Source organism: Acetobacter estunensis (genome assembly GCF_019083805.1).
Lineage (GTDB): Bacteria > Pseudomonadota > Alphaproteobacteria > Acetobacterales > Acetobacteraceae > Acetobacter > Acetobacter estunensis_A.
This window is the reverse complement of record NZ_JAHRDV010000015.1, coordinates 1-26139: the sequence shown is the minus strand read 5'-3', so window position 1 is coordinate 26139 and position 26139 is coordinate 1. Positions and strand designations below refer to the sequence as shown.

General features: G+C 56.4%; 22 protein-coding genes. 15 read left to right on the top strand and 7 right to left on the bottom strand.

Annotated elements, in window-relative coordinates; genetic code table 11:
- Nucleotides 1-89: 89 nt before the first annotated feature.
- Complete coding sequence (locus tag KUA11_RS14390) at nucleotides 90-344, bottom strand: type II toxin-antitoxin system ParD family antitoxin (RefSeq protein WP_217411475.1); 255 nt, start codon at nucleotides 342-344, stop codon at nucleotides 90-92.
- 542 nt (nucleotides 345-886) lie between these two features.
- Between KUA11_RS14390 and KUA11_RS14385 the strand changes: the two genes are divergently transcribed.
- The 4 genes from KUA11_RS14385 (at nucleotide 887) to KUA11_RS14370 (ending at nucleotide 8722) form a co-directional block, all read left to right on the top strand.
- A complete protein-coding gene (locus tag KUA11_RS14385) occupies nucleotides 887-2767 on the top strand; it encodes an ATP-dependent nuclease (protein WP_217411473.1) in 1881 nt (626 codons plus the stop codon).
- Nucleotides 2768-2769: 2 nt separating this feature from the next.
- Nucleotides 2770-4179, top strand: coding sequence for a DUF2130 domain-containing protein (locus KUA11_RS14380; protein ID WP_217411471.1), 1410 nt, complete (start codon nucleotides 2770-2772; stop codon nucleotides 4177-4179).
- Nucleotides 4180-4679: 500 nt separating this feature from the next.
- Nucleotides 4680-7157 carry a hypothetical protein gene (locus tag KUA11_RS14375; RefSeq protein WP_217411469.1) on the top strand — a complete coding sequence of 826 codons (2478 nt, stop codon included), beginning with the start codon at nucleotides 4680-4682 and terminating at the stop codon, nucleotides 7155-7157.
- A gap of 452 nt (nucleotides 7158-7609) precedes the next feature.
- Complete coding sequence (locus tag KUA11_RS14370) at nucleotides 7610-8722, top strand: Fic family protein (protein ID WP_217411467.1); 1113 nt, start codon at nucleotides 7610-7612, stop codon at nucleotides 8720-8722.
- A 50-nt stretch (nucleotides 8723-8772) separates the two neighbouring features.
- Here KUA11_RS14370 and KUA11_RS14365 read toward each other — a convergent pair whose 3' ends face one another.
- The 5 genes from KUA11_RS14365 to KUA11_RS14345 form a co-directional block, all read right to left on the bottom strand.
- On the bottom strand, nucleotides 8773-9939 hold the full coding sequence (locus tag KUA11_RS14365) for a site-specific integrase (protein WP_166316666.1): 1167 nt from the start codon (nucleotides 9937-9939) through the stop codon (nucleotides 8773-8775).
- Between the two features lie 176 nt (nucleotides 9940-10115).
- A complete protein-coding gene (locus tag KUA11_RS14360; protein WP_217411465.1) occupies nucleotides 10116-11795 on the bottom strand; it encodes a recombinase family protein in 1680 nt (559 codons plus the stop codon).
- A 13-nt stretch (nucleotides 11796-11808) separates the two neighbouring features.
- Nucleotides 11809-11997 (bottom strand): hypothetical protein, encoded by a 189-nt coding sequence (locus tag KUA11_RS14355; protein WP_217411463.1) that lies wholly within the window; start codon nucleotides 11995-11997, stop codon nucleotides 11809-11811.
- A 298-nt stretch (nucleotides 11998-12295) separates the two neighbouring features.
- Nucleotides 12296-13393 (bottom strand): hypothetical protein, encoded by a 1098-nt coding sequence (locus KUA11_RS14350; protein ID WP_254454957.1) that lies wholly within the window; start codon nucleotides 13391-13393, stop codon nucleotides 12296-12298.
- Nucleotides 13394-13617: 224 nt separating this feature from the next.
- Nucleotides 13618-17601, bottom strand: coding sequence for an nSTAND3 domain-containing NTPase (locus KUA11_RS14345; protein WP_217411459.1), 3984 nt, complete (start codon nucleotides 17599-17601; stop codon nucleotides 13618-13620).
- 397 nt (nucleotides 17602-17998) lie between these two features.
- Between KUA11_RS14345 and KUA11_RS14340 the strand changes: the two genes are divergently transcribed.
- From KUA11_RS14340 to KUA11_RS14305, 8 genes are all read left to right on the top strand, one after another.
- Entirely contained in the window at nucleotides 17999-18568 is a 570-nt protein-coding gene (locus KUA11_RS14340) for a hypothetical protein (protein WP_217411457.1), read from the top strand.
- Nucleotides 18565-19944, top strand: coding sequence for a 7-cyano-7-deazaguanine synthase (locus tag KUA11_RS14335; protein WP_217411455.1), 1380 nt, complete (start codon nucleotides 18565-18567; stop codon nucleotides 19942-19944). The genes KUA11_RS14340 and KUA11_RS14335 overlap by 4 nt, the downstream gene beginning before the upstream one ends.
- Nucleotides 19941-21122, top strand: a complete 1182-nt coding sequence (locus tag KUA11_RS14330) for a helix-turn-helix domain-containing protein (protein WP_217411453.1) — start codon at nucleotides 19941-19943, stop codon at nucleotides 21120-21122. The genes KUA11_RS14335 and KUA11_RS14330 overlap by 4 nt, the downstream gene beginning before the upstream one ends.
- Complete coding sequence (locus tag KUA11_RS14325) at nucleotides 21097-21735, top strand: PIN domain-containing protein (RefSeq protein WP_217411451.1); 639 nt, start codon at nucleotides 21097-21099, stop codon at nucleotides 21733-21735. Before KUA11_RS14330 ends, KUA11_RS14325 begins: the two co-directional genes overlap by 26 nt.
- 358 nt (nucleotides 21736-22093) lie before the next feature.
- Complete coding sequence (locus tag KUA11_RS14320) at nucleotides 22094-22789, top strand: DNA methyltransferase (protein WP_217411449.1); 696 nt, start codon at nucleotides 22094-22096, stop codon at nucleotides 22787-22789.
- Between the two features lie 251 nt (nucleotides 22790-23040).
- Nucleotides 23041-23457, top strand: a complete 417-nt coding sequence (locus KUA11_RS14315; RefSeq protein ID WP_217411447.1) for a hypothetical protein — start codon at nucleotides 23041-23043, stop codon at nucleotides 23455-23457.
- Between the two features lie 411 nt (nucleotides 23458-23868).
- Nucleotides 23869-24048, top strand: a complete 180-nt coding sequence (locus KUA11_RS14310; protein ID WP_254454956.1) for a hypothetical protein — start codon at nucleotides 23869-23871, stop codon at nucleotides 24046-24048.
- A 56-nt stretch (nucleotides 24049-24104) separates the two neighbouring features.
- Nucleotides 24105-24422: a DUF736 domain-containing protein gene (locus tag KUA11_RS14305; protein ID WP_217411550.1), complete on the top strand. Its 318-nt coding sequence runs from the start codon at nucleotides 24105-24107 to the stop codon at nucleotides 24420-24422.
- A 50-nt stretch (nucleotides 24423-24472) separates the two neighbouring features.
- Here the strand turns inward: KUA11_RS14305 and KUA11_RS14300 are convergent, their stop codons facing one another.
- Complete coding sequence (locus KUA11_RS14300) at nucleotides 24473-24724, bottom strand: helix-turn-helix domain-containing protein (protein ID WP_217411445.1); 252 nt, start codon at nucleotides 24722-24724, stop codon at nucleotides 24473-24475.
- Nucleotides 24725-24995: 271 nt separating this feature from the next.
- Here KUA11_RS14300 and KUA11_RS14295 point away from each other — a divergent pair, with 271 nt between their 5' ends.
- The 3 genes from KUA11_RS14295 to KUA11_RS14285 all read left to right on the top strand — a co-directional run.
- Nucleotides 24996-25202, top strand: a complete 207-nt coding sequence (locus KUA11_RS14295; RefSeq protein WP_217411443.1) for a transcriptional regulator domain-containing protein — start codon at nucleotides 24996-24998, stop codon at nucleotides 25200-25202.
- Nucleotides 25203-25260: 58 nt separating this feature from the next.
- Entirely contained in the window at nucleotides 25261-25782 is a 522-nt protein-coding gene (locus tag KUA11_RS14290; protein ID WP_368041033.1) for a DNA -binding domain-containing protein, read from the top strand.
- 96 nt (nucleotides 25783-25878) lie between these two features.
- Nucleotides 25879-26139, top strand: a 261-nt coding sequence (locus tag KUA11_RS14285) for a helix-turn-helix transcriptional regulator (protein WP_217411440.1), incomplete at its 3' end; no start/stop codon positions are given.

Genomic DNA, 26139 nt, shown 5'->3' with positions numbered 1-26139 from the left:
CATGGTAGATTTCGGCCTGCCATGGCCCAAAATCCCTCACGCCCTGCTTATAGATGTTGACGATATCGTCTTCGGCAAGCCGTGTCTTTCTACAGCTCGGCATCCGTAGTCCCGGTAGCCGCGCGAGCATCCTGCAGCAACTGCTTCATGCTTCTGGTCCCGACGCCGCTGCGCAGACCGGCCGTAATGTGGGCCTGAATCTCATCATGCGCCGCACGGGCCTCCTGATCACGCCGGATCAGGTCGCGGACATAGTCGCTCGCATTGCTGTAGCGTCCCGTTCTGGCCTGAGCCTCCACCCATTCCTTCATGGGGTCCGGCAGGGATACGTTCATTGTTGCCATCGGCGCCTCCGGTCTCAAGGATGACAAACATTGCCAATCTTTGTCAATAAAATTGGGGCTGAGGCACGATATTCCAATTCCAGATAGCAGGCCGCGTCTGGATGGGATCATTTATGGGGCCATGGTTGCCGGCGAATGAAGCGGACTGGCAGCATCTGTCTTTAAGGCGGACATATAGGTCGACGATGCATTTCTCACAGAGCGGACTTTCCGTAATAGCTATGGGAACTTACCAATATTCGAATTAGACTAATGTGATGTTTATATTTCTGTAATTCTGCCGCAGTCAGAAGGTGTCTATCGTGAAGCAAAGCCTACGATTTCCGTCTCCCATATCTGAAATACATATATCTTGCAACGTTACCTACACTCCAAGTGTAAAACGGTCATCGAGGAAGATGTATCTCCGTTCGATCCGATCTATTTACTTAAAATAAAAAAATATATCTTTTATTGAAGGAGTAATATTGTATGTAATACAATGACAATATAATTAAATTAAAATTTTACTGACCGAACAATTTTGTAAGGCCCAAATTGACATGCAAATTCAAACCGTTCGTATTAGAAATTTCCGAGCACTGAAAGACGTAACGATTCCATTTGATTCGGTCACGACATTCATTGGACCAAACGGAGCTGGAAAATCAACCGTGCTCCGGGCGCTTGATTGGTTCTTTAATGGTAAGCTTGGTACGTTAACAGATCAAGATTGCTCTTTTGGAGTAATTGAAGAAGATATCGAAGTTCAAGTTACCTTTTCCGACCTGACTCAAAAGGATCGTGATGCACTGGGCAAATATGCGCCAGATAACGCATCCACGTTCACAGCATGGAGGCGACGATCACCTGACGGCTCCGATGTTCTGTCTGCCAATGCGAAGGGCTTCCCGGACTTCAATGTGATCAAGGCTGCAAGTGCTGCAAGCACGAAGAAGGAACTTTACGCTCAACTACAGCGTAGTAAGCCGGAACTTCATCTTCCTGTAGCGAAAACCGGAGCTGCCGTTGACGAGGCTATGACTGCATGGGAATCGTCTCACACGAGCCATCTCGCTGATGCCCCGGAGTCTCTGCAAACCAACTTCTTTGGCTTCAACAGCGGCGGGAAAATGAGCGGTCTTTTCGATTACGTCCTAGTAACCGCAGATCTTCGTGCAAGCGAAGAGTCAGTCGATGGAAAATCAAGTATCATTGGCCGTATCCTTGAACGTTCTGTAGACCGTGCAGCAGCTGATGAGGAAATCGCAAAGATCGTAGAGGAATCAAGAACGCAGCAGCAAAAAGTTTATGAAGAAAAGTTCAATGCGCAGCTTGAGACAATGACGTTCCAACTCAACGCCGTCGTCTCGTCCTACTCACCTGGTCGCGCTGTCACAGTTTCTCCGGCCGAGGTAGAGCTTAAGGCTCCGAAGACCACATTTGAAGTGGCTGTACTCGATGGTACGACCTCTACTGCAGTAGAGCGGCAGGGACATGGTTTTCAACGAACCATTCTAATCTCTGCGCTCCAACTTTTGGCGCAGTCCGGAGCCGCCTCAGCTGAAGGGGTTATCTGCTTAGCAATCGAAGAGCCGGAACTCTTTCAGCACCCGATTCAAGCGCAGGCATTTGCAAAAGTTCTACGATCGCTCGTGGAGGATCCTGACAAGCGGATCCAAGTAACCTATGCGACGCATAGCCCCTACTTTCTTGAGGCACGTCACTTCAACCAGGTTCGGCGCCTTACAAGGTCAGTCGATGAAAATCCAGTAGTCTCAGTTCATTATGCAAGCATTGCAGATGTGAAAGCCAAGCTGAACGGGATCGTAGCTCCAGATGTGGTTGATAGACGGCTTGATCATAATGTGACAGATCAACTCTCTATTGCACTTTTTGCAAACAGAGCACTCTTGGTAGAAGGAACAACAGAAGCATCTGTGCTATACGGTATTGGAGATAGAATATCGCAAGGTTTACTTGAGTCTGAAGGTATCTCTATTGTTCCTGTAGGGTCAAAGACATCCATACCGCTCGCGCATGCTATTCTTACTTCAATTGGTGTGCCCGTTTATGCGCTCTTCGATGCAGATGCGGGGTTTGAGGCTCGAGCACAAGCAAAGAATAAAAAACCGGAAGCTATCGATACTGAACGACGCAATCATGCGACGGAGAATCGAAAGCTTCTGCGATATTTTGGTATACCTGAAGAAGACTTTCCATGTGCCTGTGTCTTGGACGAGGTCAGTATTTTTACGGATCATCTTGAATCGTTCTTGTCAGAACAATGGCCAGAATGGGTTAATGCTTGCCATGACATCGAGGCAGCCACAGGTATCAGTCTTGCGAAAAATCAACTCGCGTACCGTAAGGCAACGCTCGAGGCAGGTGGAACCGTACCGGAAATGCTCAAAATGATCTTAGCCAAAGTAGAAGGAAAATAGATATGCACGAAATCATTTGCCCACACTGTGGGAAAGCCTTTAAAGTTGATGAAGCTGGATACGCAGATATTTTGAAACAGGTTCGTGATAAAGATTTTGAGGAACAGTTGCATGACCGATTGGAAATTGCGGAACAAGAAAAGCGCAATACCGTCGAACTCATGCAAGCCAAGATTGCCAGTGAATTGCAAAAAGTTACTTCTACCAAGAATGCCGAAATTCAGGAATTGAAGGCTACGCTTGATGCTAGTGAGATTGCACAAAAACTGGCCGTAAATGAGGCTCTTAATAAAATAGAAAAGGACCGCGATGCCTTGGCGGCGGCGTTGGAAAGGGTAGAGCAGGAGAAAAAAGCCGCCTCCGAGTTGGCTGAGGCTAGACGCCAAAGGGATTTACAGCAGGAAGCCGCTGTGAAGGACACGGAAATATTACGTTTAAAAACCACCTTGGAGGCGGCCAAGGTCGAAGGAAAACTCGCGCTTACTACCGCTGTCAGTGTGGTTGAAAAGGAGCGTGATGAACTGAAAAGTAACCTTGATCGAACTGTGTTTGAAAAACAACTAGCGGAAAACGCACTGAAAGATAAGTACGAGACTCAGATTAAAGATCGTGATGAGACTATCGAACGATTACGCGATATGAAGGCACGATTATCGACCAAGATGATAGGTGAGAGTCTGGAACAACATTGCGAAACAGAGTTTAATCGTCTCCGTGCAACAGCTTTTCCACGAGCTTACTTTGAAAAAGACAATGATGTGCGTACCGGCAGTAAAGGTGACTATATCTTCAAGGATATTGATGATTCTAATATCGAGATCGTGTCGATTATGTTTGAGATGAAGAATGAAGGAGATGAAACAGCCACAAAAAAGAAAAATGAAGATTTTTTAAAAGAGCTTGACAAAGATCGCCGCGAGAAGGGGTGTGAATACGCTGTTCTTGTCTCGCTTCTTGAGCCGGAAAGCGAACTCTATAACTCCGGTATCGTTGACATGTTTCATCGTTATCCAAAGATGTATGTCGTTCGGCCTCAGTTCTTTATTCCAATCATCACTCTGTTGCGTAATGCCGCTATGAATTCTCTTCAATACAAATCAGAACTGGCGTTAGTTAAGGCGCAGAACGTAGACATTACTAACTTTGAGTCCAAACTTGATGAATTCAAAACTGCTTTTGGACGTAACTGGCGTCTCGCTTCTGAGGGATTTGTGGAGGCGATCAAACGCATAGATGAGGCAATAAAAGACTTAGAAAAAACGAAGGAGGCACTACATAAGTCTGCCAACAATCTTCGGCTCGCCAATGACAAAGCCGATGACCTCACGGTCAAGAAACTGACGCGGGGTAACCCAACCATGTCGGCTAAATTCGCCGAATTACAGCGCCAAGATAATTCTAAAAATAAATAAGACAACGATACCTGAGAGGTTATAGAAAATCAATCGCACAAAGAGTGTCTAACGTTTTGAATCGAGAATTTAAGCTGAATCTTTAGCTTACTTGGGTAATGTGGCCTCTCAGTTCAATAGAAACGGGGAAGTTCACGTCGGCGTTCTCCCATTATCTCGATTGCCGCATGGTTTTTCTGAGCAGTTGCTGCGACACTCGCTGCGACCGTCTCGTGTTCATGCTCGATAAAATCGTCCATGCTTAGAAGAAGATATTTGACCCTGGCGGTCTACAAGGAGCTTCCTACCGGACGCTTACAGCGCTGCTACGATCGCCCTTGCATCGCTGTGACGGACAAAATCTGTAGACAAAAGCAACTTTGCGGATAAAGCGGATTGGCCACTAAGACCGGAAGATGTATGGAAAATTGGTTATTTAAAGATCCGGAGAAAATTGTAGCAAGGTGCGCGATGTTACACAGCACTGAGTTAGTTAACCGGAATCATCAGGGGTATATGAATTGAGCGATGCCGACGAAGCCTTGAAGAAGCTCTTCAAATCTGCGTCTGAACTGGACGGAAGAACCGAGAATGAAGCTGAAACGCGACATAAGGTTATTGACGTGGTTCTGCACGACATTCTTGGCTGGCCGCGAAACCGAACCTCCGTCGAAGAACATATCCGGCCCGGCTTCGCGGACTACGTGCTCAAGAAATCAAATGGCGACGACCTTCTTTTTATAGAGGCGAAGCGATCGGGTATTTTCTTCACGCTGCCGATCGCGCACAACGAGCACGAACGCTTTGCTTATATCGGCATCCAGTACCTCATGTCCGACGCCAATATTAAGAATGCCATGCAGCAGGTGCGAACATATTGCACCGATACTGGATGCGAGTTTGCCGCGATCACCAATGGGCATGAGTGGATTTTCTTCAAGACGTTCGAGCGCGGCAAACGATGGGATTCGCTCCGTGCCTTCGTTATTCGTAAACTCGACTTTTTTCGCGACGACTATACTAAGGCTTATAACAGCTTTTCCTACATTGCGATTACCGACAATAGCGCGCTCTCGGCGCTGCTGACGAGCGCAGCACCAAAGGATCGCGCCGTCTATTTCGGCAAGACGCGCATTCCGTCCTATTCGCACACGATTAATGCGAACAGGCTCGCCGCGGCGCTTCGTCCCGTGGTTAACCATTATTTCGGGGTTATCGGCGATGACGATCCTGAATTCATGGACCGATGCTATGTGTCGCAGCGCGATTATCATCAGGCGTTGGAAGGGATGCGTGCTCTGCTTCAAGATTCCCTTACTCCCTACCTCAGCTCTTTCGGCGTCCAGCAGCTTGAAGACACAGGCAAGGGTGGCCGTCTCGGGGGGCGCCTGACGAAGAATATCAAAAAGGGCCGAAAGGGCGAGGTACTGGTCCTGTTCGGAGGTAAAGGCGCCGGAAAATCGACTTTCATCAAGCGGCTATTGCACCACTCGCCGCCTCGCTGGCTGCGTGATCACTCGATCATTGCGATCATCGATCTTCTGAAGGCGCCGGAGAATACTGCAGTTATCCGTAATACAATCTGGACGAACCTCGTCGCCCAACTCGATGCCGAAAACCTGCTTTCAGACACTCGAGATACCTTGCTCAAGACGCTGTTCGCCGACCGCTTTGAGGTAGCCTCGCGGCAAGAGCTCGCAGGGCTTGCCAAGGCGTCGGAGGCCTATAACAGCCGCCTCAACGATCTCGTCGGCCAGTGGAAAGAAGATAAGAGCTATTGTGCAAGGCGGCTTGTCGATTACTGGAAGGACCGCGAAAAGGGTATCATCGTGGTGGTCGATAACACCGACCAGTTTTCCGGTCCGAACCAGGATTTCTGCTTCACATCGGCGCAGGAGATTGCCGACGAACTGGGCTGCATCACGCTCATTTCGATGCGCGAGGAGCGCTTTTATAATTCGAAAATCCACGGTCTTCTGGACGCTTTCCAAAACGCAGGCTTCCATATCAGTTCGCCTAAGCCCGCCGAAGTCTTTCGCAAACGGTTGTCCTATACCATCGGCATCTTGGGAAACCCCGACCGAGCGCCAACGGTCATCAATGCTACGCATGCGAATATCGTGGCTAGTGTGAAGTATCTTGATATTGTAAACCGCGAATTTTCATCTGAACGCTCTCCACTCAACCAGTTTCTGTCAGCTTGCGCGCATGGCGACACGCGCTTTTCGCTAGACCTATTCCGCAGCTTTCTGCTTTCGGGCTACACCAATGTCGACGAGATGCTAGACGCGGGCCGTTGGAGCTTCCAGATTCACCAGATCATCAAGCCGGTGATGATTCCAAATCGCTTCTTCTACGATGAGTCGATTAGCGATATCCCCAATATTTATCAATTGCGTTACGTACGACATTCCTCGCATTTCACGGGGCTGCGAATATTGCGGAAGCTGTCAAAGGAAATGGACGGCTCGTCGGTCGGTTATGTGCCGCTCTCATTGCTCAAGGCCTATTTCGTCGAGACCTTTAACATGCTCGAAGACCTAACTGCTAATCTCGACATCCTACTTAAGCACGGTTTTATCGAATCGTCAAACCGCCTTGATCTTTATACCGACGAAGTTGATGCGCTCAAGATTACCAACTATGGTTTCTACATGCTGCGCGAGCTCTCATCACAGTTTACCTATCTTGATCTCATCTGCACCGATACCGGCATATACGAGGAGTCAGTAAGTAATTATCTAGTCGAGGCAGCAAGGCAGGAATATAAATATTTCACGGAAGGTATTCGACTTGAGCGGGTTCAGCTACGGCTCAATCGTGTCGAGAGATTCATTGCCTATCTCCGTGAAGAAGAAGCGCGCGAGCGCGAGGCATATTCTCTAAACATGCCGCACGAAGACATGTTTACCTTCAGTCTGACGACGGCGTTCAACAATGAAAAACTCAAGGTCATGGCGAGTGCCGCTCGACAGCGGCACCGCGCCCGCCGCGTTTAGCTATTGACTGCTCTCCGGGGCTTATTGGTGAGTCCCGCATGTAACGACCGCGCATCTTTATATAGACCGAGCACTATAGTTCCGTTTTATGTCGTGAGTGAGCACGGATAGCGTTGGCCTGCTGAAGACGATTCATCTGAGAATGTGAGCGATGGGTAATATGCGCCACAGCATCACGCTTGAACTCATCGCTGAAATTGGGCCTCCCCATCAACGCCTCCTGTCCTCCTTTCCCGTGGAGAAGAAAGGTGAAGGACGATCTGGTGTTGTTGCCGGAATAAAAAGGCGGCACAGCTTTTCGGGAGGGGCGGTAAAGGCAGCGGGAACTCCTGTCACAGGTGCTCGGCCAGTGTGTGCAGGATTAAAAGATTTATTCGCCGCATATTATGCGGATATAACCTTGAGGCTTGCGGTGATTAAGTGCCATATTCCCTGCAAGGAGTGCAGGGAATATGGCACGATACATTTATCAGCATGAAGACTGGCCCGGCTTCCAGTGGGATAAGGACACCATTTCCCAAGAACTGGCTGCAGTGCGTCATCGGCAGGGACGCTTCCTGGGCCGTATGGAAAGCCTCGGCTTCGGCTTCCGGTCGGAAGCCGTGCTCCAGACCCTGACGGAAGATGTCATCAAGTCGAGCGAGATCGAGGGCGAAAACCTCGATCGTGAGCAGGTGCGTTCTTCCATTGCCCGGCGACTGGGGATGGATATTGGCGCGCTGGCTCCGGTGGATAGGGATGTCGAAGGTGTCGTGGAGATGATGCTGGATGCGACCCGGCATTATGCCGATCCGTTGACCGAAGAAAGGTTGTTCGCCTGGCATGCGGCTTTGTTTCCCACTGGCCGAAACGGCATGTCACGCATTCTGGTCGGAGAGTGGCGCGATGACGGAACCGGCCCGATGCAGGTCGTGTCAGGCCCTGTCGGACGGGAGAAGGTTCATTATGAGGCGCCGACAGCCAGCAGGGTGCCTGCAGAGATGCAGGTCTTCCTCAACTGGTGCAATGCCGGGCAAGCGCTGGATCCTGTGCTGAAGGCAGCCATCGCACATTTGTGGTTTGTCACCATTCATCCGTTTGAGGATGGAAACGGGCGCATGGCGCGGGCCATCGGCGACCTCATGCTGGCGCGTTCGGAACAGACAGACCAGCGTTTTTACAGCCTGTCGGCCCAGATCCGTCAGGAGCGGAAGGATTACTATGCAATCCTTGAGGCCACCCAAAAAGGGGATATGGACATCACGGCCTGGCTGCTCTGGTTTCTGGGGGCTCTGGATCGCGCCTTTGATCGCGCTGAGCTGGTCCTGGGAAAAGTCATCCAGAAGGCCCGTTTCTGGGACAATCTAGCCGGGCAATCGATCAATGACCGGCAACGCCTTATGCTGAACCGTCTGCTGGACGGGTTCGAGGGCAAGCTGACCTCATCCAAATGGGCGAAGCTGGCGAAGACGTCACCGGATACAGCCCTGCGAGATATCAATGATCTCGTATCGCGGGATATTCTGGCCAGGGAGGCGGCAGGAGGAAGAAGCACCAGCTATGTGCTGGTTGTTCCCGAGACGTAAAACGCGGGTCGATGCTGACGGACAGGCCGCTGATCGGGTATGATCGGCATTCAGGCCTGTATCCTTGCATCGGTGAGCGCGGATGAAATGCGCTGGGCGACCTGATCCGTCGAGCGTTTGACATTTTCCCGCTTTAGGTGGGCGTACCGGGAGGTGGTCTTGATGTCGCTGTGGCCCAGCATCCGGCCGATCATTGTCAGGTCCGCTCCCATCTCCAGGGCATCCGATGCGAAGGAATGACGGAGGTCGTGGAGCCTGACGCCATCCAGTCCTGCCGCCTTGCGGATACGACGCCACGGCTTTTGCAGGTCAGTGAGGTATTCGCCAGCCTTGCGTCCGGTGATGACATAGGGATTGTCGGGCAGGCGAGGGGTGGCCTTCAGGACATCAACCGCAGCCGTGCCTAACTGGACTGTTTTCGCTCCGGTTTTGCTGTCCGGAAGGCGGAGTTCGGCTTCATCCAGCCTGACATGCGCCCACTGGAGCGTCTGGATTTCCCGCAACCGACAACCTGTGAGAGCAAGCAGGCGAATGGCCCGTGCCGCTTCGGGCATATCTTCGGCGGCCTCGTCGAGGCTGTTTCCCAGGCGTGCATACTCATCCCGGGTGAGGAAACGTTCTCGTCTTTCCTCCCGGTAGCGTTTGACGCCCCGGCATGGATTCACACCGTCCTGGCGGATACCCCATAGATCGGCAAGGCTGAACATCTTTGACAACACGCCCAGTGTCCGGTTGGCCTGATAGGGGATATGCCGGAAGCTGCCATGGAATTCGACGACTTCCGCCCGTGAGAGGTCGGCCATCCGCCAGCTTCCGAATTTCGGGACAATGAACAGTTCCACCGAGCGCCTGTATTCCCCCCGTGTTCTGGGTTTCAGGTGGACATCGACATATTCGTCGAGAAAGCGCCTGGAGAAGCTTGTGACGGTCATGGCCTTACGGTCATCGGACCGTTTATCCGCCGGGTTTTCCCCGGTATGAACCCGCGCGAGGATCCTGATGGCTTCATCACGGGCGAGATCCGCCGTCCACGGGCTTCCATGCTGGCCAATCGTGTAACGCCGCAGCCTTCCGCCAGAGCGGTAGTGAATGACGTAGACCTTGCGGCCCGATGGCCAGACCCGGACCGCAAAGGCCGGGATGCTGTCATCCCACAGGAAATAATCTTTTGCTTCGGGCGTCGCCGCCGTGACGGTTTTCTTGTTGAGCCGGGCCATTCTCGCCTCCGCCGCAGGAAACACATAGGAAACAGATGAGAGCGCAACCGAGCGTAGTCGGTGAACGAATGACGTATCCCGACGAGGTCATTTTTCAAGGAAAAACAAAGGGTTTTCGCGGTCCGGCGCTATTCTGTCGGCAGGAGCGCTGGCCAGCGTAGGCTAAAAAATCTTTCTCATAACCTGAAGGTCACAGGTTCAAATCCTGCCCCCGCAACCATCTGAACTTGCGATGCGAACGCATCATGAACCCCAGTCCGGAAACGGCCTGGGGTTTTCGTTTGTCCGCCTGACGCGACCGTCAGGATGCCGGCAAGGTCGCCCCGGACGTCGATCTGTAGTCCCTTGTCGGATGGCGTGAGGATGATCGCCTCGATCAGCGAGCGGGTCACCTCGGCCGCCTCCTGACGTTTCTCGTTCAGTTCGGAATGCAGCATGTCGTGCAGGCGCGCGAGTTGCCGGTGGTAGAACTCCGCCATCTGGGGATGGAGCAGGGGAGGAGGTGCCTCAGCGGTCGCAAGGAACTCCTTGAGTTCTGCCTTGCGGGCTTCGAGCTTGGAGCCGCGCTCCTTGACCGTCTCGATCGAGATGGCTTCGGAAAGATAGAGATCCATCAGCCGCTGGATGTCGCGCTCGACCCTCTTCAGTTCTGACTCAGCCGCGCCGATGTCGGCCGACGCCTCCATGCACAGACGGTTCATCTCGTCCGTGAACGCGGTGCAGAACTCCGTGAACAGGTCCGGGTCCATGAGATGCTGGCGCAGCGCGTTGAGAACGCGCCTTTCCAGTTCCTCGCGGCGCATATTGGTCCGGTTATCGCAGGTGCCCTTGTTGCGCGCTGTCGAGCAGCCGAGCAATGTGCCGGAGATCATCGAATAGCCGCCACCGCAGCAGCCACATTTGCTCAGGCCGGAGAAGAGATAGCGCGGACGACGTTTCTCGCGGAAATGGTCGGGCGATGACGTGTCGCGTGTGTCCCGGCTGGCGCTGACGCTGGCCTGCCGCGCCTTGACCGCGTCCCACAACTCCTGATCGACGATCCGTAGGTCTGGCACCTCCTGAATCACCCATTCGGATTCAGGGTTCATCCGTGCCTGGCGCTTGCCGGTATCGGGATCCTTGATGAAGCGCTGGCGGTTCCACACCAGCTTGCCCACATACATCTCGTTGTTGAGGATCCCGGTGCCGCGTGCCCGGTTGCCGGTGATGGTCGAGAAGCCCCAGGCCCCGCTGCCCGGTGCCGGGATGCCTTCGTCGTTGAGACGGAAGGCAATGGCGCGCGGTCCCAGTCCGGCCGCGAAGTCGCGGAAGATGCGACGGACCACCTCGGCTTCCACCACGTTGATGGTCCGGTCTCCCCGGATCGGCTCGCCGCTGGCGTCAAGTTTGCGCACCACGTCGTAGCCGTAGGCGTTGCCGCCGCCGGACTTGCCCAGTTCCACGCGCCCACGCAGACCGCGATGGGTCTTGGCGGCCAGGTCTTTCAGGAAGAGGGCGTTCATCGTGCCCTTGAGACCGACGTGGAGGTGGGACACCTCGCCCTCGGAGAGAGTGACGATCTGCACGCCGGCATAGTTCATGCGCTTGAAGATTCCGGCGATGTCCTCCTGGTCGCGGGACAGGCGGTCCATCGCCTCGGCCAGCACGATCTGGAACCGTCCGTGCTGTGCGTCGGCGATCAGAGCCTGGATGCCGGGCCGCATGAGGGACGCGCCCGAGATGGCGTGGTCGGTATACTCCTCGACGATGGCCCAGCCCTGTTTTTCCGCGTGGGTTCGGCAGACCCGAAGCTGGTCGGCGATCGAGGCGTCGCGCTGGTTATCGGAGGAATAGCGGGCGTAGAGCGCGACCTTCATGATGAGGTATCCCTTACGGTCCGGAGCGGCGGCGCTGCTCCTGTTGCTGTGACCGGAACCAGTCCCGTGCCGCGCGGCGCGCCATGAGGCGGACAAGCGCCACCAGGCGCGGGTCGGGGGCATTGGGTCGCAGGACGAGCCGCAACTCGGGCTGGGGGGGCCGATACGCCGGGGCAATGGACTGGCTGGGTCTGTCTGTCATCGTTGCTCTCTTCCGACTGCAAGGCAAGAAAAACAGACACACGATCCGGACAGATGACTGTTATTTCAATGGAAATACGCAATATGGAAAGTCGCGTTTGTGCGTGCTCCAGCGTACGGAATCGTAGCCATGGGTAAGCCCGGATAGCGGCGCGTCGTACAAATACTTGCGCCTGACGACACGACAGGAGGGGAAGGGCGGATTATGAGCGATTACCGACTGACGGGTTATGGGGGCCCGACACGGGAAGCAGATCATTCAGCGGCTGCAACGGGCGGCAAGATCCACCCTTCTTTGGTCACAGGAACGGTAAGCCTCGATCGAGAAGCCCCTGCAGCTCCGCTTCGCGGTTCGCACCTTGCGCTGTAGTCGCCCGATCGACTAGTGCGGTGACAATCTGGCGAGACAGTTTGCGCGCCATAACCCTCTCCGCCGTTGAGATCGTCCCCATGGCACGGCCGTGAAGGAAGGCGCTGCGGACCTTAAAGAGCTGCTCGTATTGGTCGGCAAAGCCTCGCGCATTGAGGAGCGCCGCGATCCGGGCGGCGACCCTTTTCGTCGCTCCAGGTCCCTTGTCCGATCTCAGTCGAAGCCGTCGATCATAGTCGGCTTGGAGCCCAAGCGCTGCTTCAATCGCTGTCAGATGCCCAAGCACTTCATCAACGCCGTCGCTGAGATAAGCGCGTATGAAGAAATGCACGACGGGAGTTTCGAACAAGGGGGACGCTCGCGCCCGCGTGACTCGCTCATAATAGGGACCGTTCCAAGCTGGCACTGCGGCTGCGGCCTCGTCTTCGAGTGGCAACACGACTGGTCGCTCGACCTCGACGACGTCACCCCAAGAGTCGGTCAGCGCCTGCGGCTCCCAACTGAGGCTAGCCGGTGAGGGCACGGCCAGCGGTCGAACAAAGAGATCTTCGTCGGTCGTGTAGACCCAAGGAACACGGAACCCGCGCCAGTCGACCTCGGGCATCTGTGACCATTCCTCCCAAGGCGCGAGCAGGAGAAAGAACAGCGTGTCCTCCACAATCGCTGGAAAGCGCCCCTTGTGCGGCTCGATGCGACCGAAATCCTGTTGCAGGTCGGCGAATAGCACAGGCACCGCACGCCCCTCCGGCGGCCGCTCGAGCGATACTTCTTCCTCGACGACAAGCCACTGAAACTCCGAGAACCGTCCCGCTTCGAACGAGGTGGTAGGAAAGAACCGCGCCAGACGCCGCGCATCCACCAGCACCCGGAGCTCATCAACGCTGAAGCGGCGCAGTGCAGCAGGCCCGAATTGCAGGCTTGGGAGATCGTCGGCGAGATCCAGCGGCGCCAGATGCCAGCGACGCGCCCGCTTTGCTTGGACGGCAAAGTTGAGGCGGTATGCCGCCTCATCTGATGGAAGGCTCAAGTGCTGCCGATCTTGGGGCAGCCCGCACGGCAGACCTAAATTCCGCAGCGCTGTGCCTAGCGCGACCAACGGTGTCCCTACCTTCGGGTAAAGACTTTGCAAAACCTCCTTGAGCTGCATGAATTCGGGCAAGGAGAACAGGTTGTCAGGACCCGGGGGCGGCACGCGCCACAGCTCCGCGACCGCCCTTGTCACCACGTCCGGCGGCGTGTCGCCGGTCATATTTACTGCGTCTTCTTTTTTTGGGGGGCCATGAACAATAAGACCTGGTCGACGCTGATTGGGTCGCCAAGATCATCCAAAGCCGTGTCGCCGAGCTTGCCCTTTGCGCCAGCCAAAGCCCATTTCACCCCAGCATGGTTGGCAGGCAGCATTCGGGCGATCCGCTCTGCCGCGCTTGCATCTCGCTTACGAACCACCCATATCGCGAGAAGCAGTAGGACCCGACGCTTCTCCATCGTCGACAGCGCCTCGGCAGCTTTGAGCACCTGATCCATCTCTGCGCGCGCTGCGACGAGCAGCAACAGCCGAGACGCAACCCCTTCGATCCGTGTCGCGAGCAATTGCGGTGTGATCCGATTCACCGTTTCGGGCATGACGTGCCCATGACCTGCTAACAGGGCGCCAGCGGCATTCACGCGCACTGTTCGCCGCCCAGGATTGACGGCAATATCGAACAGCTGTCCTTGAAACCGAGCATCGGCAGCACACACGAGCAGAGCAAAGATCTCATAGCGGACGTCAGAGTCGCGTGTGTCGATCGCCACCCTGTAGAGTTCGTCGGCTACCTCGTCCTCCAGGGCCCCGAGCTTCCCCATTGCGCCGATCGCCGCCTGCGCGATGGGGTAGTCATCCTCCTCGCCCTGGTAGTAGGATCGAGGCGACCAATCGTCCTTCGCCAGAATGAGTAGTGCGGGACGATGCTCTGGATGGGGCTTGGCGTCGAGCAGCTCGACGAGCGCCTTCCGCACTGGGCTTCCCTTGTGGCCGGCAAGCGCGAGCAGCCCGCTAGGCAATGGTCCCGTCAAAGGGGTCGCGATCGCCTTGAGAGCGCGTGCGACCACAGTGGCGAAACGGTGCGATAATCCCGCCTCGACCTCGGCCGTTATGCCGTGTCGGATCGCGGCCTCGATCGCCTCGACGGCGCTGCTTGCCTCGTCCGTATTGGCCAGCAGCCATCGCACATCGTCCGGGACGAACATCGGCAGGTGCTCATCAAGCGTGACGCGGAACAGGCGCACCTTCTCGCTCGGTGATCTGGCGCGCGCCAACAGTTCGCTCGCGTCATCCGAAAGGATGGGCGCAGCCTTCGTCTCCAGCGCGAACGCGGCGTCGCTGATCTCCTTCAGGAGCGGCGGCAGAACTGCTGCTGCGCGCTCAGCGGCTTCACCGTGGCGGCTGCCGTCGAAGTCCGACCGCTTGCGGCGTATCTCGCCGAGATCAATTGCGATTTCGACAAGCCGGCCGTCTTGCCCTGCATCGGCGAGTTGCTGACAGATGGCCGGCAGGCGCTCGATCGCCTGCTCAGCGAGGCACGTCAGCGCGGCAAGACGAACCTGGGGTTCGGCGTGGCCTTCAAGGACGCGCTCCACTAAAGCGGCTTCGAAGGCAGGGCTCCAAGCCTTAGCCAGGACGTGCCAGAGATCGTCCTCGTCCTTACTCCCACGCCCGACCGTGAAAGCTCCGGTGATTTCCGTCGGGTCCGGCGCCTCGTCCTTCGCCAGCTCCCGGAACCAGTAGTAGAACAGCCGGTCCCGATGCCGATGCTCGGCCAGATGACGCCAGCCGACCGTCGCTCGGACGCGCCGGACATAGGCTTCCAAGAATTCTCCCGCGGTCCAGCCATCGTCATTGTCGCTGAGGTGCTCGGCATAGTCGTCGCTGTACTCACCGTTGGTAATCGCCAGTCTTGTCTCGGCCCAGCTCTGAAGATCGGCGGCGCTTGGAGTGCGTACGGCTACAGCGGTGTCAACCACCGCCTCAAACCCGGCAAGGTCATTAAGCGCCGCTTCCGCGATTGCCTCGTGGGAGTTGGTGACCCCGTAGTGCACGGTCGTCGCAGCAGCGGCAAGGAACGCTGGCGTTAGTCCCGGCGCGACCCGCTCGGCCTCGGCGACGAAGCTCACCCGGAAGTCATCACGAGCGCGCGGCAGCACGTCTCGTATGAAGGTCTCAACGAGCGCCTTGACGGCCGGATCAGCCCGCATCCGGGCGTACCACGCTTCCTCATGCTCCGGCGGCCCCCAAATGTGCATCCATCCGAACGTGCGATCCGGCCGGTGAAGGAGAAAGCGTGCGATTTCGGAGACATTGCTGTTCGTCGACCCCGCCGCCTCGGCGAGGTTGAGGTTGTCCTCGAACTCCTTCCCTCCATTGGCTAGTTCGCTCGCAAGCCAGGCGTCGATCTTGGCTTGAGCCGTCGCTGACGGCGCCGGCTTCAGCTCCGGCGTGCGATCGGCGGCGAGGAGCAGGCGCGCCGAGGCGGCGATGCCCCAGATCTCACCGGGCCCGTCGGGTGACACGAGAATGTCGATGAGCAGCCGCAAAGTCCGCCGAGCCACCAACCGGTCCCGGTCCAGCGCCTGCTCGATCCCGGCTTCGACGCGGGGATGATAGTAGGTAACCGTGCTCTCGGTCTGCCGCAGGTTCCTGGCGGCCACGAAGAACGTCACCAGTGGCGAGACGCCCTTCTCGAACTGCGGGCCATTCTCGGCGAGCAGCTCTTCGATCTCACGGAGCAGGCGGAGCGAGAGCTTGTCGTTCGCCTTGAGCAATCCCCATAGGACGGCGGCCGCCCGAACGTCCCCTCGTTCCTCGATCTGATCGACCACGGTGCGCTCGATCGAGTCCTGATGCGCCCGCCGGATCGCCTCGGCCACGAGCCCGGCTGGATTGCGCCGATCTTTGTCGTCGAGGATTGGCAGGGCATCAAAGAACTTCTGGATTTCAAGCGGCGTCGCCAGCTCGGCAAGTACTGTGCCCTCACTTTCCTTGGCGAGCCGCTGCAGCGTGCGCGGCAGCGCATCGATCCGCGTCCGGTACAGACGCCGGCGCTCCGCTTGGCCGTAATGTTCCGCCTCCAACTCGATGCGCCACGGTTTGACGGTTTCAAGCGCACCTGCGCTCTGTGCGACGTCCAGCCGCGAGGTGGCAACGATCATCCGGTTTGGGCGAGCTTTCGCGAAGAATTGCGCGAGCTGATCGTTCCAGGGCCGGCTCTTGGGGTCGAAGTCGTAGCGCCCCCACGGATCCTCGATGTCGTAGAGGACGGGCGGGTCCGTCACGTCGTCGCGAATCTGGTCGGGCCCAAGCGTGATCGGCACCCGCGCGAGGCCGGGCATTTCGTTGCGCAGCTCGTCATAGAGCTTGCGCGTCGCCATCGTCTTGCCTGTCCCGGATTGCCCAATGATCAACACTGCGTGCCACTCGCTCATTGCGGCACGCAGCTCGGCCCAGTTCGTGGGATGGACGTAGTGGTCTAGCTCCGGCGAGCTGGCGATGTAGCCATCATGACGGCGAATGACTTGCTCGAGCTGCGAGCGCGTCCAGCGACCGCCGCCCGCGCCACCGATGCGGACCCGCGCCTGTTCGCGCAGGGCCTTGCAACACTCGTCGAGCTTGGCATTGGGAACGCGGAAGCTCTCCGCCAGCAGCGTATTGATATCGGTGGCGAGACGCTCCTCGTCCTCGTTGCCGATGATCGCGACCCGCCCCGCCGAGCCCGCAGGTAGAGCGCTCTTGATTGTCGCCGGCATGTCGCCCGACTTCGGCCAACTTCCCGCTCGCCGAACGCGAAGTCCGCGCGTGCCGCCGTTCAGGCCTGCCGAGGTAATCAGAAGGTATCGAACTTTGCCGTCTTCGAGCCGCTTGGCAGCCGAAGGACGGGTTTCACCGTGCTTGAGCAGCGCTTTCACGCCGGCGACAGTCCAGGCGTCCCCACTACGTGACTTGGCTTGCACGATCAGCCGATAACCATCCAAGGCTGCCGTGCTTGTCAGGCGGCCAGGCTCATTCTCGGCGAGATCAGCCTCGATGTCTTCTTCGGAGGCTGGCTCCAGGATCAGCTCCTGCGCCAGATTGTTTGCCAGAACTAAATCGAGCGCAAGCCAAACCGAGACGTCGATCTGATATTCATAACCCGCAATGGAATGACCGCCTGACCCGCCGCTTCCCTCTTCTTGCTTATGGTCTGCGCCTGCACTCACCATTTACCCTTCCAGCCTTGTTCTTTTTTCTCGTGCATAACACAAGGGCGAGCCAGAACCAGCTTTATTCCAGACCATCGTCTGCCTCTTCCCGGGGGCTGTCGGATGGAGCTTCGTCGCACATCTAGTATCCCTATATCCTGGTGAGCTAACGCCCTCTCAGTGCGGTTAAGTCCCTCCCAGCGGTCCGGCGCCAAAAGAGGACGGATGCAACCAGCGATGTATCACCGGCTTCATTGCTCTGCATCTCTTCGAGATCTGGAAGAGGAGCCGCCGTTAGTCAATCATTTAGACAGCCCCTACCCACGTCATCGCGAACCTTTTGACATTGTCGGAATAATTTTTAAAATTCTTGACATTTCGCGAATTCCGTCGCACATTAGTCAAATCGGAGAATTCAATGAGCGACGGACCTCATCGTAGTCTGCCAATGGGCAGGCGCTGGAAGAAGTTAGCGGAATGCGTGGACAATGCATCGTTCTCGGCTGCGGAAGTACGAGAGAGGCGGGATTCGGCAATTCTTGGCGAATTTTCTCGGGAAATCCCCAATAGATTGATGTCGAGCCTACGTGAGGTTCTTTCTATCTCTGACCAAGGAGTGCTTATCGCTCCGTCAGGTGGTGAAATTGAATACTTGCGGCCACAGGCAAACGGGACACCCGTCGGAAATTTGTTGCTGGACTGTTTGGTAGAGACCGTTAATTCCGGACAGACTGGAGAAGGGGCGCTCATAGCTGCTTTCAGCGAAGCTGGTAATGAAATTTTGAATCGCCAATTGCGAGGAATGGCTGAGCATTATCAGCGAGAAGGCAGAGCAAAGCGAGCTACACATTTTCAATCGCGCTTGGGAGCTATTCACGACATTCGGTCAATGGAAGGCTTGGCCAGGAGAATCGTTCAAGGCGGATCTGCGACGGTTGTGCGCGCACCCACTCGATATACGGGGCTTGATGACGGGGTGCGTCTATGATGTTCAACGAAATAGATAAAGGCGCTCCAGTCTTAGACGTCATCGTTTCAGAGGAAGCCAGGCATGAGGACGGACGCATTTCGTGCGTGATTGGTAATCATATTCAGTTTTCTGAAAATCAATTACTCTCCTATTGTTTTTCTGAATGGAAGCCTGTCGTATTCGACATGCTCGTCGTTGCCGCGGCAGTCGAGTTTTGTGATCGTTTGCACCGTCGCCCTACCTTTGGCTGGCGTCGCAAAATCTATTTAGAAGTTCCGGTTCACGATAGGGCGCTTTGGGAGTCTCAAAAGGTCAAAGAGACGCTACTTTCAGCTCTTGGCTTCCTGACGGGGGATTTCTGGAATATTGCGTTTGTAAATCGCAAGAGGGTTGAGGGTTCTCGGACGCAATCTAGCCTGCCCTTGCCTAGCGGAGCGCGGGCTATTGTTCCATTTAGTGACGGTATGGACTCACGGGCCGTTGCTGCTCTGTCAGCTCAAAAGTTGAATTCAGAAGTGATACGTGTTCGCTTAGGCGGAAAAAAATATGATCAACCAAGAAAAGATGGACGTCTTCAACCATTCACGAATATCCCGTATCAGGTGAGATCACATGAGCGGCGGTTTGCTGAAAGTAGCAATCGGTCACGGGGCTTTAAATTTTCTATGGTCTCTGGAATTGCTGCTTATCTTTCTGATGTCGATACGATCATAATTCCCGAGAGTGGCCAGGGTGCCTTGGGGCCTCCGCTAATTCCCGTCGCGCAGATTTATCCTGACTATCGGAATCATCCATTATTTACCGAGCGAATGGAGAAATTTTTTCTTGCCCTCCTTGACTATCGTGTTTCATGGACGTTTCCACGTCTTTGGTTCACGAAAGGTGAGACGCTCCGAGCATTCGTTGCCGAAACGACGGAAGGAAATGAATGGAGCAAAACGATTTCATGCTGGCAGCAGAATCGTCATGTCTCGGTCGATGGCCATAGGCGGCAGTGTGGTGTTTGTGCAGCCTGCATGCTTCGTCGATTGAGCGTTCATGCGGCAGGCCTATCAGAGCCTGCCAATCACTATGTTTGGGAAAATTTGAGTGCATCAACCTTCGAGCAAGGAGCAAATCACAATTTTCAGAAAATTACCTCCGCGCTAAGGGAATATGCAATTGCCGGCACTATGCACATGGATCATCTCGCTGGTCTTGCAGATTCCTCTCTCTATCAATCAACAATAAAGCGCAATGCAGCGCAAGTTGCGCGAGCTTTAGGCATCAAGGTTGAAGATGCAGAAATGAAACTTACCTCTCTCCTTCACCGTCATCGTAACGAATGGCACGCGTTTGTAGAGTCCCTCGGCCCGGTCTCGTTCGTCCGTCAATGGACGGCTAACGTGCTATGAGTTCGATTTTAGAGACTCTCTCTACCGAAACCGTAGGCGAACGGCTTCGTGCTGCCCGGGAAAGTGTCAAATTCACGCAAGCAGTGGCGGCGAGTGACGCTGGTATGGCACGCACTACGCTTGTGGCGATTGAAAAAGGGCAACGTCCAGTAAGATTTGACGAACTCCAAACCTTAACGGCAATATATCGCACGACGATCAATGAATTACTTCGGCAGGAACCGGTTCAAGTTAACCTCCTGGCCCAGTTTAGAAAAGTGTCTGATTCAGAGGAGGTAAGTGTTGCACAAGCGGCCGATCTGCTCAACGATCTCGTGCGTGCTGAGGTGGAGTTAGAGCAACTGCTCGGTATTTTACGATCTACAGTTTATCCGCCGGAAACTCCTATCTTGCCAGGCAATGTCCGCATGCAGGCTGAGCAAGACGCGCTGGATCTTCGGCAGTGGCTCGGTCTTGGGCTGAATCCGATCAATGACATTGTCAGTATATTGGAGTTGCAGCTTGGCGCGCGGGTGTATGTGCGCAGGTTGCCACCAAGTATTTCAGGGCTGTTTGCGTTTGATGATGCAGTGGGTCCCTGCATACTTTTGAATGCAAACCATCCGCGTGATCGACGTGCAAACACAGCTGGACACGAGGTCGGCCATTTTATGTCTACGCGTCGCTTTGCAGATATACTGGATGACGCCACGCTTGAAACCGGGCGTGAAGAACGTTACGCGAATGCGTTTGGCCGAGCTTTCCTTATGCCTGCTCGTGCAGTGAAACAGAAATTTCAAGATATAACGGCAGGTGCGTCGTCACTTAGCCGTCGGCATGTCATCGTCCTTGCCAATTATTTTGGTGTGTCACGTGAGGCATTAGTTCGGCGCCTCGAAGAACTTGGTTTGATCAAACGCGGCAGTTGGGATTGGTTTGTAGAAAATGGCGGAATCACCAACGAGCAAGTAATCCAGGTGTTAGGTGATCTGCCCAAGGATGAACACAAAGACGATGCAAATCGCTCCATATCGCTGCGGATGAGCATGATGGCCGATGAAGTTTGGCGTCGAGGATTGTTGAGTGAAGGCCAGCTCGCTCGGTTGCTCCGCCTTGATCGTGTAGAATTGCGTGAGTTGCTTGACGGACTTGGAAATGAAGGGAGCGAGGCCGATGGGGCTCCCAAACTGCTCGTTTGATCCGACTTTACCTCTCATTCTTGATGCGAGCGTCGTAATTAATTTGAACGCGACTGGGGTGGCGGCGTATATTTTCGATGCAATTGCTAACCCCATCAGTATTGTAGACGTAGTCACGCGTGAGTTAGAGGGAGGAAGGGTAAAGGGACGAACCGATGGGGATTTGATCTCATTCCTTTTCAACTCTGGACGAGCGCAGTCGGTTTCTCTTACAGCGGAATGCGAAGAAAATTTTCTGACAATGGTTTCGGGATCTGGAGCTTCAACATTGGATGACGGTGAAGCTGCTACAATTGCGTGGGCAGTTGCCCATGGTGGAGTTGCAGTGATTGACGAGAAAAAGGGAACAGCATTCTGCAATGCTCGCTTCCCCTCGGTCCCAGTGATAACCACTATAGACCTTTTTAGACATGAAAGCGTTCTCGCGAACCTTGGGCCTAATATTTCGGACGCAGTTTATAATGCGCTCACAATAGCACGTATGCGTGTTCAAGACCGCGACATCCAATGGGTTATTGATACGATCGGTACAAACAGGGTTGCGAACTGTCATAGTTTACCTCTGTCGGTAAGGAGGGCGCACTTGAAAGTGGAAACAATGATTGACCGCTGACGTTCGTCTCTGCATCTTATCCGTTATCATCAATATATTCTTTTTATAAATTGGAATAATAACGAAAAAATAATTTCAAACACTATGATGTTTAAGAATTTCTTTAGTATTTAAATTGATAATTGTAAATTATTACTAATATTCGCATGAGTTCGAAGAATTTTATTGTTGCGATATTAGAAAGAAAACTTGGGGCGCTGCCCCCAGCGCACTTCGTAACGCCTTCCGCCCAGCTTCCTTCGCTGCGCTTCGTGCAGCCGGTTCCCCGCGAAGCCGTCACGCCGTTTGCACCCCCGCTGCTCGCCGCGAGGCAGAGGAACAGCGGGGGCTGTTCCTCGCGGAACAAAGGGCAAAGACCATGACCGGCAATATCACCACGGCAACCGATTGCCGCAATACCATCCTCAACGGTGACAGCGTGCAGCTTATGCGCGCACTCCCCCGCAATGCGGTGGATTTCATCCTGACCGACCCGCCTTACCTGGTGAATTATCAGGGCAGGGACGGGCGGAAGGTTCGCAATGACGACAATGCGCGCTGGCTCCGGCCCGCCTTCAACCAGATGCACCGTATCCTGAAATGGGGCGGGTTCGCTGTCAGCTTTTACGGATGGAACCGGATTGATTTATTCGCGGAAGCCTGGAAGGCGGCGGGGTTCCGCATGGTCGGGCATATCGTCTTTCGCAAGTCCTATTCGTCCTCTTCCCGGTTTCTCCGGTATGAACACGAAAGCGCCTACCTGCTGGCCAAAGGGAATGTGACACCACCGGCGAAGCCCATCCCGGACGTGCTCGACATGCCCTATTCGGGCAACAAACTGCACCCGGCGCAAAAGCCGGTGGCCGCACTTCTGCCTCTGGTGGAAACCTTCTGCCCGGTGGGTGGTCTGGTTCTGGACCCATTCGCCGGTTCGGGTTCGTCTCTGGTCGCGGCGCAGCATGTGGGGCGCAACTGGCTGGGCATGGAACTGGACCCGGACCACGCAGCCACGGCATCCCGCCGACTGGCCTGGCCTGGCCTGGCCTGGCACGGGACGGGGAGGGCGGCGGCGTAAGCCGTCCCCTTCTTTACCTCACCGGACGGCCAGAAAATCGCGCCGGTCCCGACGGACCGGCGGCAGAGACGCGCCATCGCCCGGCGCGTGCGGAAGGCGCCAACAGGGGGCGGCTCGGTCACAGTCCGGCGCGCTCCACGCGCTGTCCTGATCGTGAAAACAGACCCAGAAAACCCTCTTCTATTTCATGGATATTTCTGAACCGTCGCGGCATGTGTGTGGTCTTCCCACTGGTGGAAAGGACATGGTCCATGTTGCTTGGTCTCGGTATTGTCCTTGGGTTCGCCAGTATAGGCTTTCTGTGCTGGCTGCTGTTTCTATGCGCGGTCTATGCCGCACCCCTGTTTGTGGCGGCGATGGCCTGCACCATGCTCTATGACCATGGCCTGCTGTCCGGCGCCCATGCCATTCTCGCTGGCATTGCCGCCGGGATCATGGTGCTTGCATTGGGTCAGGCGATCCTCGCCTCCTCGCGCGATCCCGCCCTGCGGGTTGCGGTGTCAGCGCTGCTCGCTCTGCCAGCCGCGCTGGCGGGGTTCGGCACGACGCTGGGTTTCTGCGGCATGGGCGATATGGGCACTATTCCGGCATACCTTTTCGCGACGTTCGGCGCGCTGTGCGTCGGTGGAGCGGCATGGACACGGCTTTGCGTCATCCAGCTCGCGTAATTCCCGGTGTCAGAATACCTGATCCGGCCGGGTCCAAAAGGTCAGCGTGGGGCGGTCAGTCCCCGTTGCGCGGGCACGGGTGGCTCAGGAGGCAAGATAGGGCAGCGCCTTTCCTGCTACGAGAAAAGCCCGGTACAAACCCAACCGGAGTGAAGCGTCGGTCAGCTTCAGTGCGAAAGCGCATGCCGTTCTGCTGGCGTGACTGGCCGCCCGGCGTCAACCTCCCGTCTGTCGAGCAGGAAGGGCAGAGAACGTGGTGCCGGCCAACGGGTTCTCCCGGCGACGGATACGGTTCGACCTGATTCTGTCTGGAAATGGACATCCCCCCGACACCCTGCGTCCCTGTCACGGAACACGACGGACTGCCATGTCCCCTGTAGCTGACGGCGCCGCACACCATGGCCTCTCGATATGGCCGATCTGCCCGAAGACCGGCTTCGCCTCGCCCGGCTCTGGCGCAACGGTGACCCGCAACTTTCTTCCCCTGTCGGCTGCGCCGTCATTCCTCGCGGTGCAAGAAAGTTCCGTGCCGCCGTCCTCCGCGTTGCTCCGGCCTGCAAGCAGGTGCGCCGCCGGTCGTCTCCGGGCTGACGATGGCCATCGAGGCCACGGTGGTCGCGGCCCGATACAAGCCAGGAGACAGGACAATGATCATCGGTTCATTCAAAAAGGTCGGCGAGGGGTACGAAGGCGAAATCGTCACCCTGACACAGAAAATCCGGGGTATCCGCTTCGTGCCCGAAGTCAACCGGGCCAGCGACAATGTTCCCAACTTCCGGGTCCAGATCGGCAAACTTGAAGCCGGGGCCGCCTGGATCAAACACACCACGGACTGGCGCGAATATCTCAGCGTGAAGCTGGACGATCCGACCCTTCCCGGTCCGATCTTCGCCAGCCTCTTCGAAGAGGAAGGCGGCGCCTACAACCTGGTCTGGAGCCGTCAGCGTCCGCGCAACGGGGACTGACCACCCCCGGCCCCTCCGGTTCGCCGGAGGGGCTTTCTTCTTCAGGCCAGTTATGGCTTCCCGCCGGTCGGTGCCGCTTCTGTCGCGACAACGTGGCTTTCATCCAGTAACGCCGCCGGCCGCACGCCCAGCGCCTGCGACGCATGCCACAGCGAGAGCAGCGTCGCGTTCTGGCGCCCGGTCTCGATCCAGCTGATATAGGCGCGGTCCACGCCCATCCGTTCCGCCAGAGCTTCCTGGCTGAGACCGGCGTCGCGTCGCAGGCGCCTCACGTTCGCGCCGAAAAGTCCTCGGATGTCCATCCGCAGGATAGGAACGATTTGTGTATTATCGCGCTACGTATTATAATACACGGAACGTCAAACGCCTTCTCCCGTGATGCGCTATGGGCATCACGGGATGTCGCGGAAACCGAAGTTTCCGGCCCATCTGGCGTGAATTACCCCTCAATATCGAAACTACCCGGACCTTGCCGGATATGTTTGGGATCACCTCCCTGAGTCTTCGGGACTAGCCGTTCCGGTTTCGCACCGGATACTGGGTCGAATCCATGACATATCGGGGGAGGGGGACGTGCCGACAATCCGGCCGTGGGATGCCGCGCCCCTTCGTCGCGCCTTCGCCGGGCTCGACCCAGCCGGCCTCGCCCAGGAATGGCTGCGACACAATCCAGCCTACCGGCGCGATCATGCAGCAACCATGACGATCGGCAAGGTTGACGCCGAGGCATGGCGTGCTTTTGCCCGTCGCTGGGGGTTGCGTTTTCCCTGTCGATCCTGATCTCCCCGCTTGGCTTGCCCCCGCTTTCTGGGATCCGGACATCGCGCCGGAGGTCGCCGTGCGTGGCGACGGGGGTGACATCCTGTCCCGCCTCGCGCCATACGCGCGGGCACGACATGACGGTCCCGATGGCATCCATCTTGTGCTGGACAGCGCAGCGGGTCCGCTGCGCATTGTCATTGTGGTCGATCGGAAGCCGGACGCGGCAGGAACCTGGTTCGTCATCGATGATGGGCACCTCGCGACCCGTCTGGCCTGCGTTGCACGCTTCGGCCGCCTGCTTGCCGGACAGGTGCCCGGTCCGCTTCCCTCCATCTTGCGCCTGAGTCCGCAGCAGAAACTGCGCCAGATCCGCATGCTCTGCATCGCGGACGGCCGGCGCACGGGAGTGGCGACGCGCCGGATCGCAGCCGGCATCTACGGCGAGCGCATCCTGCACCTGTCCCGCAACGAATGGCGTGCCAGTTCATGGCACCGGGCTTTCTACCGCGATCTCGATGGTGCCACGTTCTACCAGAACGGCGGCCACATTGCCCTCCTTCAGGGGCTGAAGCAGGGGGGTGACAGTCTGGCGGCCTGAACTTTGTCATCCCTCCCCACAGCTCATTCTCCGGCAGCGTCCTCCCATGAGCCGCGATATTCCGCACGCGGCCCGATCCACCAGGAGGAAGACCTCATGCGTGTCCAGCCGACACTGCCACCGCGCTATCTGCGCACCCCGGACGCGGCCAATTTCGTTGGCCTGTCCATCCGCACCCTCGAAAAACACCGGAGTTGCGGTACCGGTCCGCTCTACCGCCAGCTTGGCGGCCGGATCGTCTATGCCGTGGAAGACCTCTGCGCCTGGGCCGATCTGAACGTCCGGTTGTCCACCGGGGATGGTGGGGGTATCCCGATGCCGTCCGATCCCCGCGCCTATATCATCCGCTTGCAGGCC

Coding starts and splice junctions, on each gene's coding strand:
- KUA11_RS14360 (WP_217411465.1), bottom strand. CDS start 11,795: ATGAAGGTCGCGCTCTACGCCCGCTATTCCTCCGATAACCAGCGCGAC.
- KUA11_RS14385 (WP_217411473.1), top strand. CDS start 887: ATGCAAATTCAAACCGTTCGTATTAGAAATTTCCGAGCACTGAAAGAC.
- KUA11_RS14310 (WP_254454956.1), top strand. CDS start 23,869: ATGGCCGATCTGCCCGAAGACCGGCTTCGCCTCGCCCGGCTCTGGCGC.
- KUA11_RS14325 (WP_217411451.1), top strand. CDS start 21,097: ATGGGGCTCCCAAACTGCTCGTTTGATCCGACTTTACCTCTCATTCTT.
- KUA11_RS14300 (WP_217411445.1), bottom strand. CDS start 24,724: ATGGACATCCGAGGACTTTTCGGCGCGAACGTGAGGCGCCTGCGACGC.
- KUA11_RS14365 (WP_166316666.1), bottom strand. CDS start 9,939: ATGGCCCGGCTCAACAAGAAAACCGTCACGGCGGCGACGCCCGAAGCA.
- KUA11_RS14330 (WP_217411453.1), top strand. CDS start 19,941: ATGAGTTCGATTTTAGAGACTCTCTCTACCGAAACCGTAGGCGAACGG.
- KUA11_RS14320 (WP_217411449.1), top strand. CDS start 22,094: ATGACCGGCAATATCACCACGGCAACCGATTGCCGCAATACCATCCTC.
- KUA11_RS14380 (WP_217411471.1), top strand. CDS start 2,770: ATGCACGAAATCATTTGCCCACACTGTGGGAAAGCCTTTAAAGTTGAT.
- KUA11_RS14370 (WP_217411467.1), top strand. CDS start 7,610: ATGGCACGATACATTTATCAGCATGAAGACTGGCCCGGCTTCCAGTGG.
- KUA11_RS14305 (WP_217411550.1), top strand. CDS start 24,105: ATGATCATCGGTTCATTCAAAAAGGTCGGCGAGGGGTACGAAGGCGAA.
- KUA11_RS14340 (WP_217411457.1), top strand. CDS start 17,999: ATGAGCGACGGACCTCATCGTAGTCTGCCAATGGGCAGGCGCTGGAAG.
- KUA11_RS14390 (WP_217411475.1), bottom strand. CDS start 344: ATGGCAACAATGAACGTATCCCTGCCGGACCCCATGAAGGAATGGGTG.
- KUA11_RS14355 (WP_217411463.1), bottom strand. CDS start 11,997: ATGACAGACAGACCCAGCCAGTCCATTGCCCCGGCGTATCGGCCCCCC.
- KUA11_RS14335 (WP_217411455.1), top strand. CDS start 18,565: ATGATGTTCAACGAAATAGATAAAGGCGCTCCAGTCTTAGACGTCATC.
- KUA11_RS14345 (WP_217411459.1), bottom strand. CDS start 17,601: ATGGTGAGTGCAGGCGCAGACCATAAGCAAGAAGAGGGAAGCGGCGGG.
- KUA11_RS14315 (WP_217411447.1), top strand. CDS start 23,041: ATGTTGCTTGGTCTCGGTATTGTCCTTGGGTTCGCCAGTATAGGCTTT.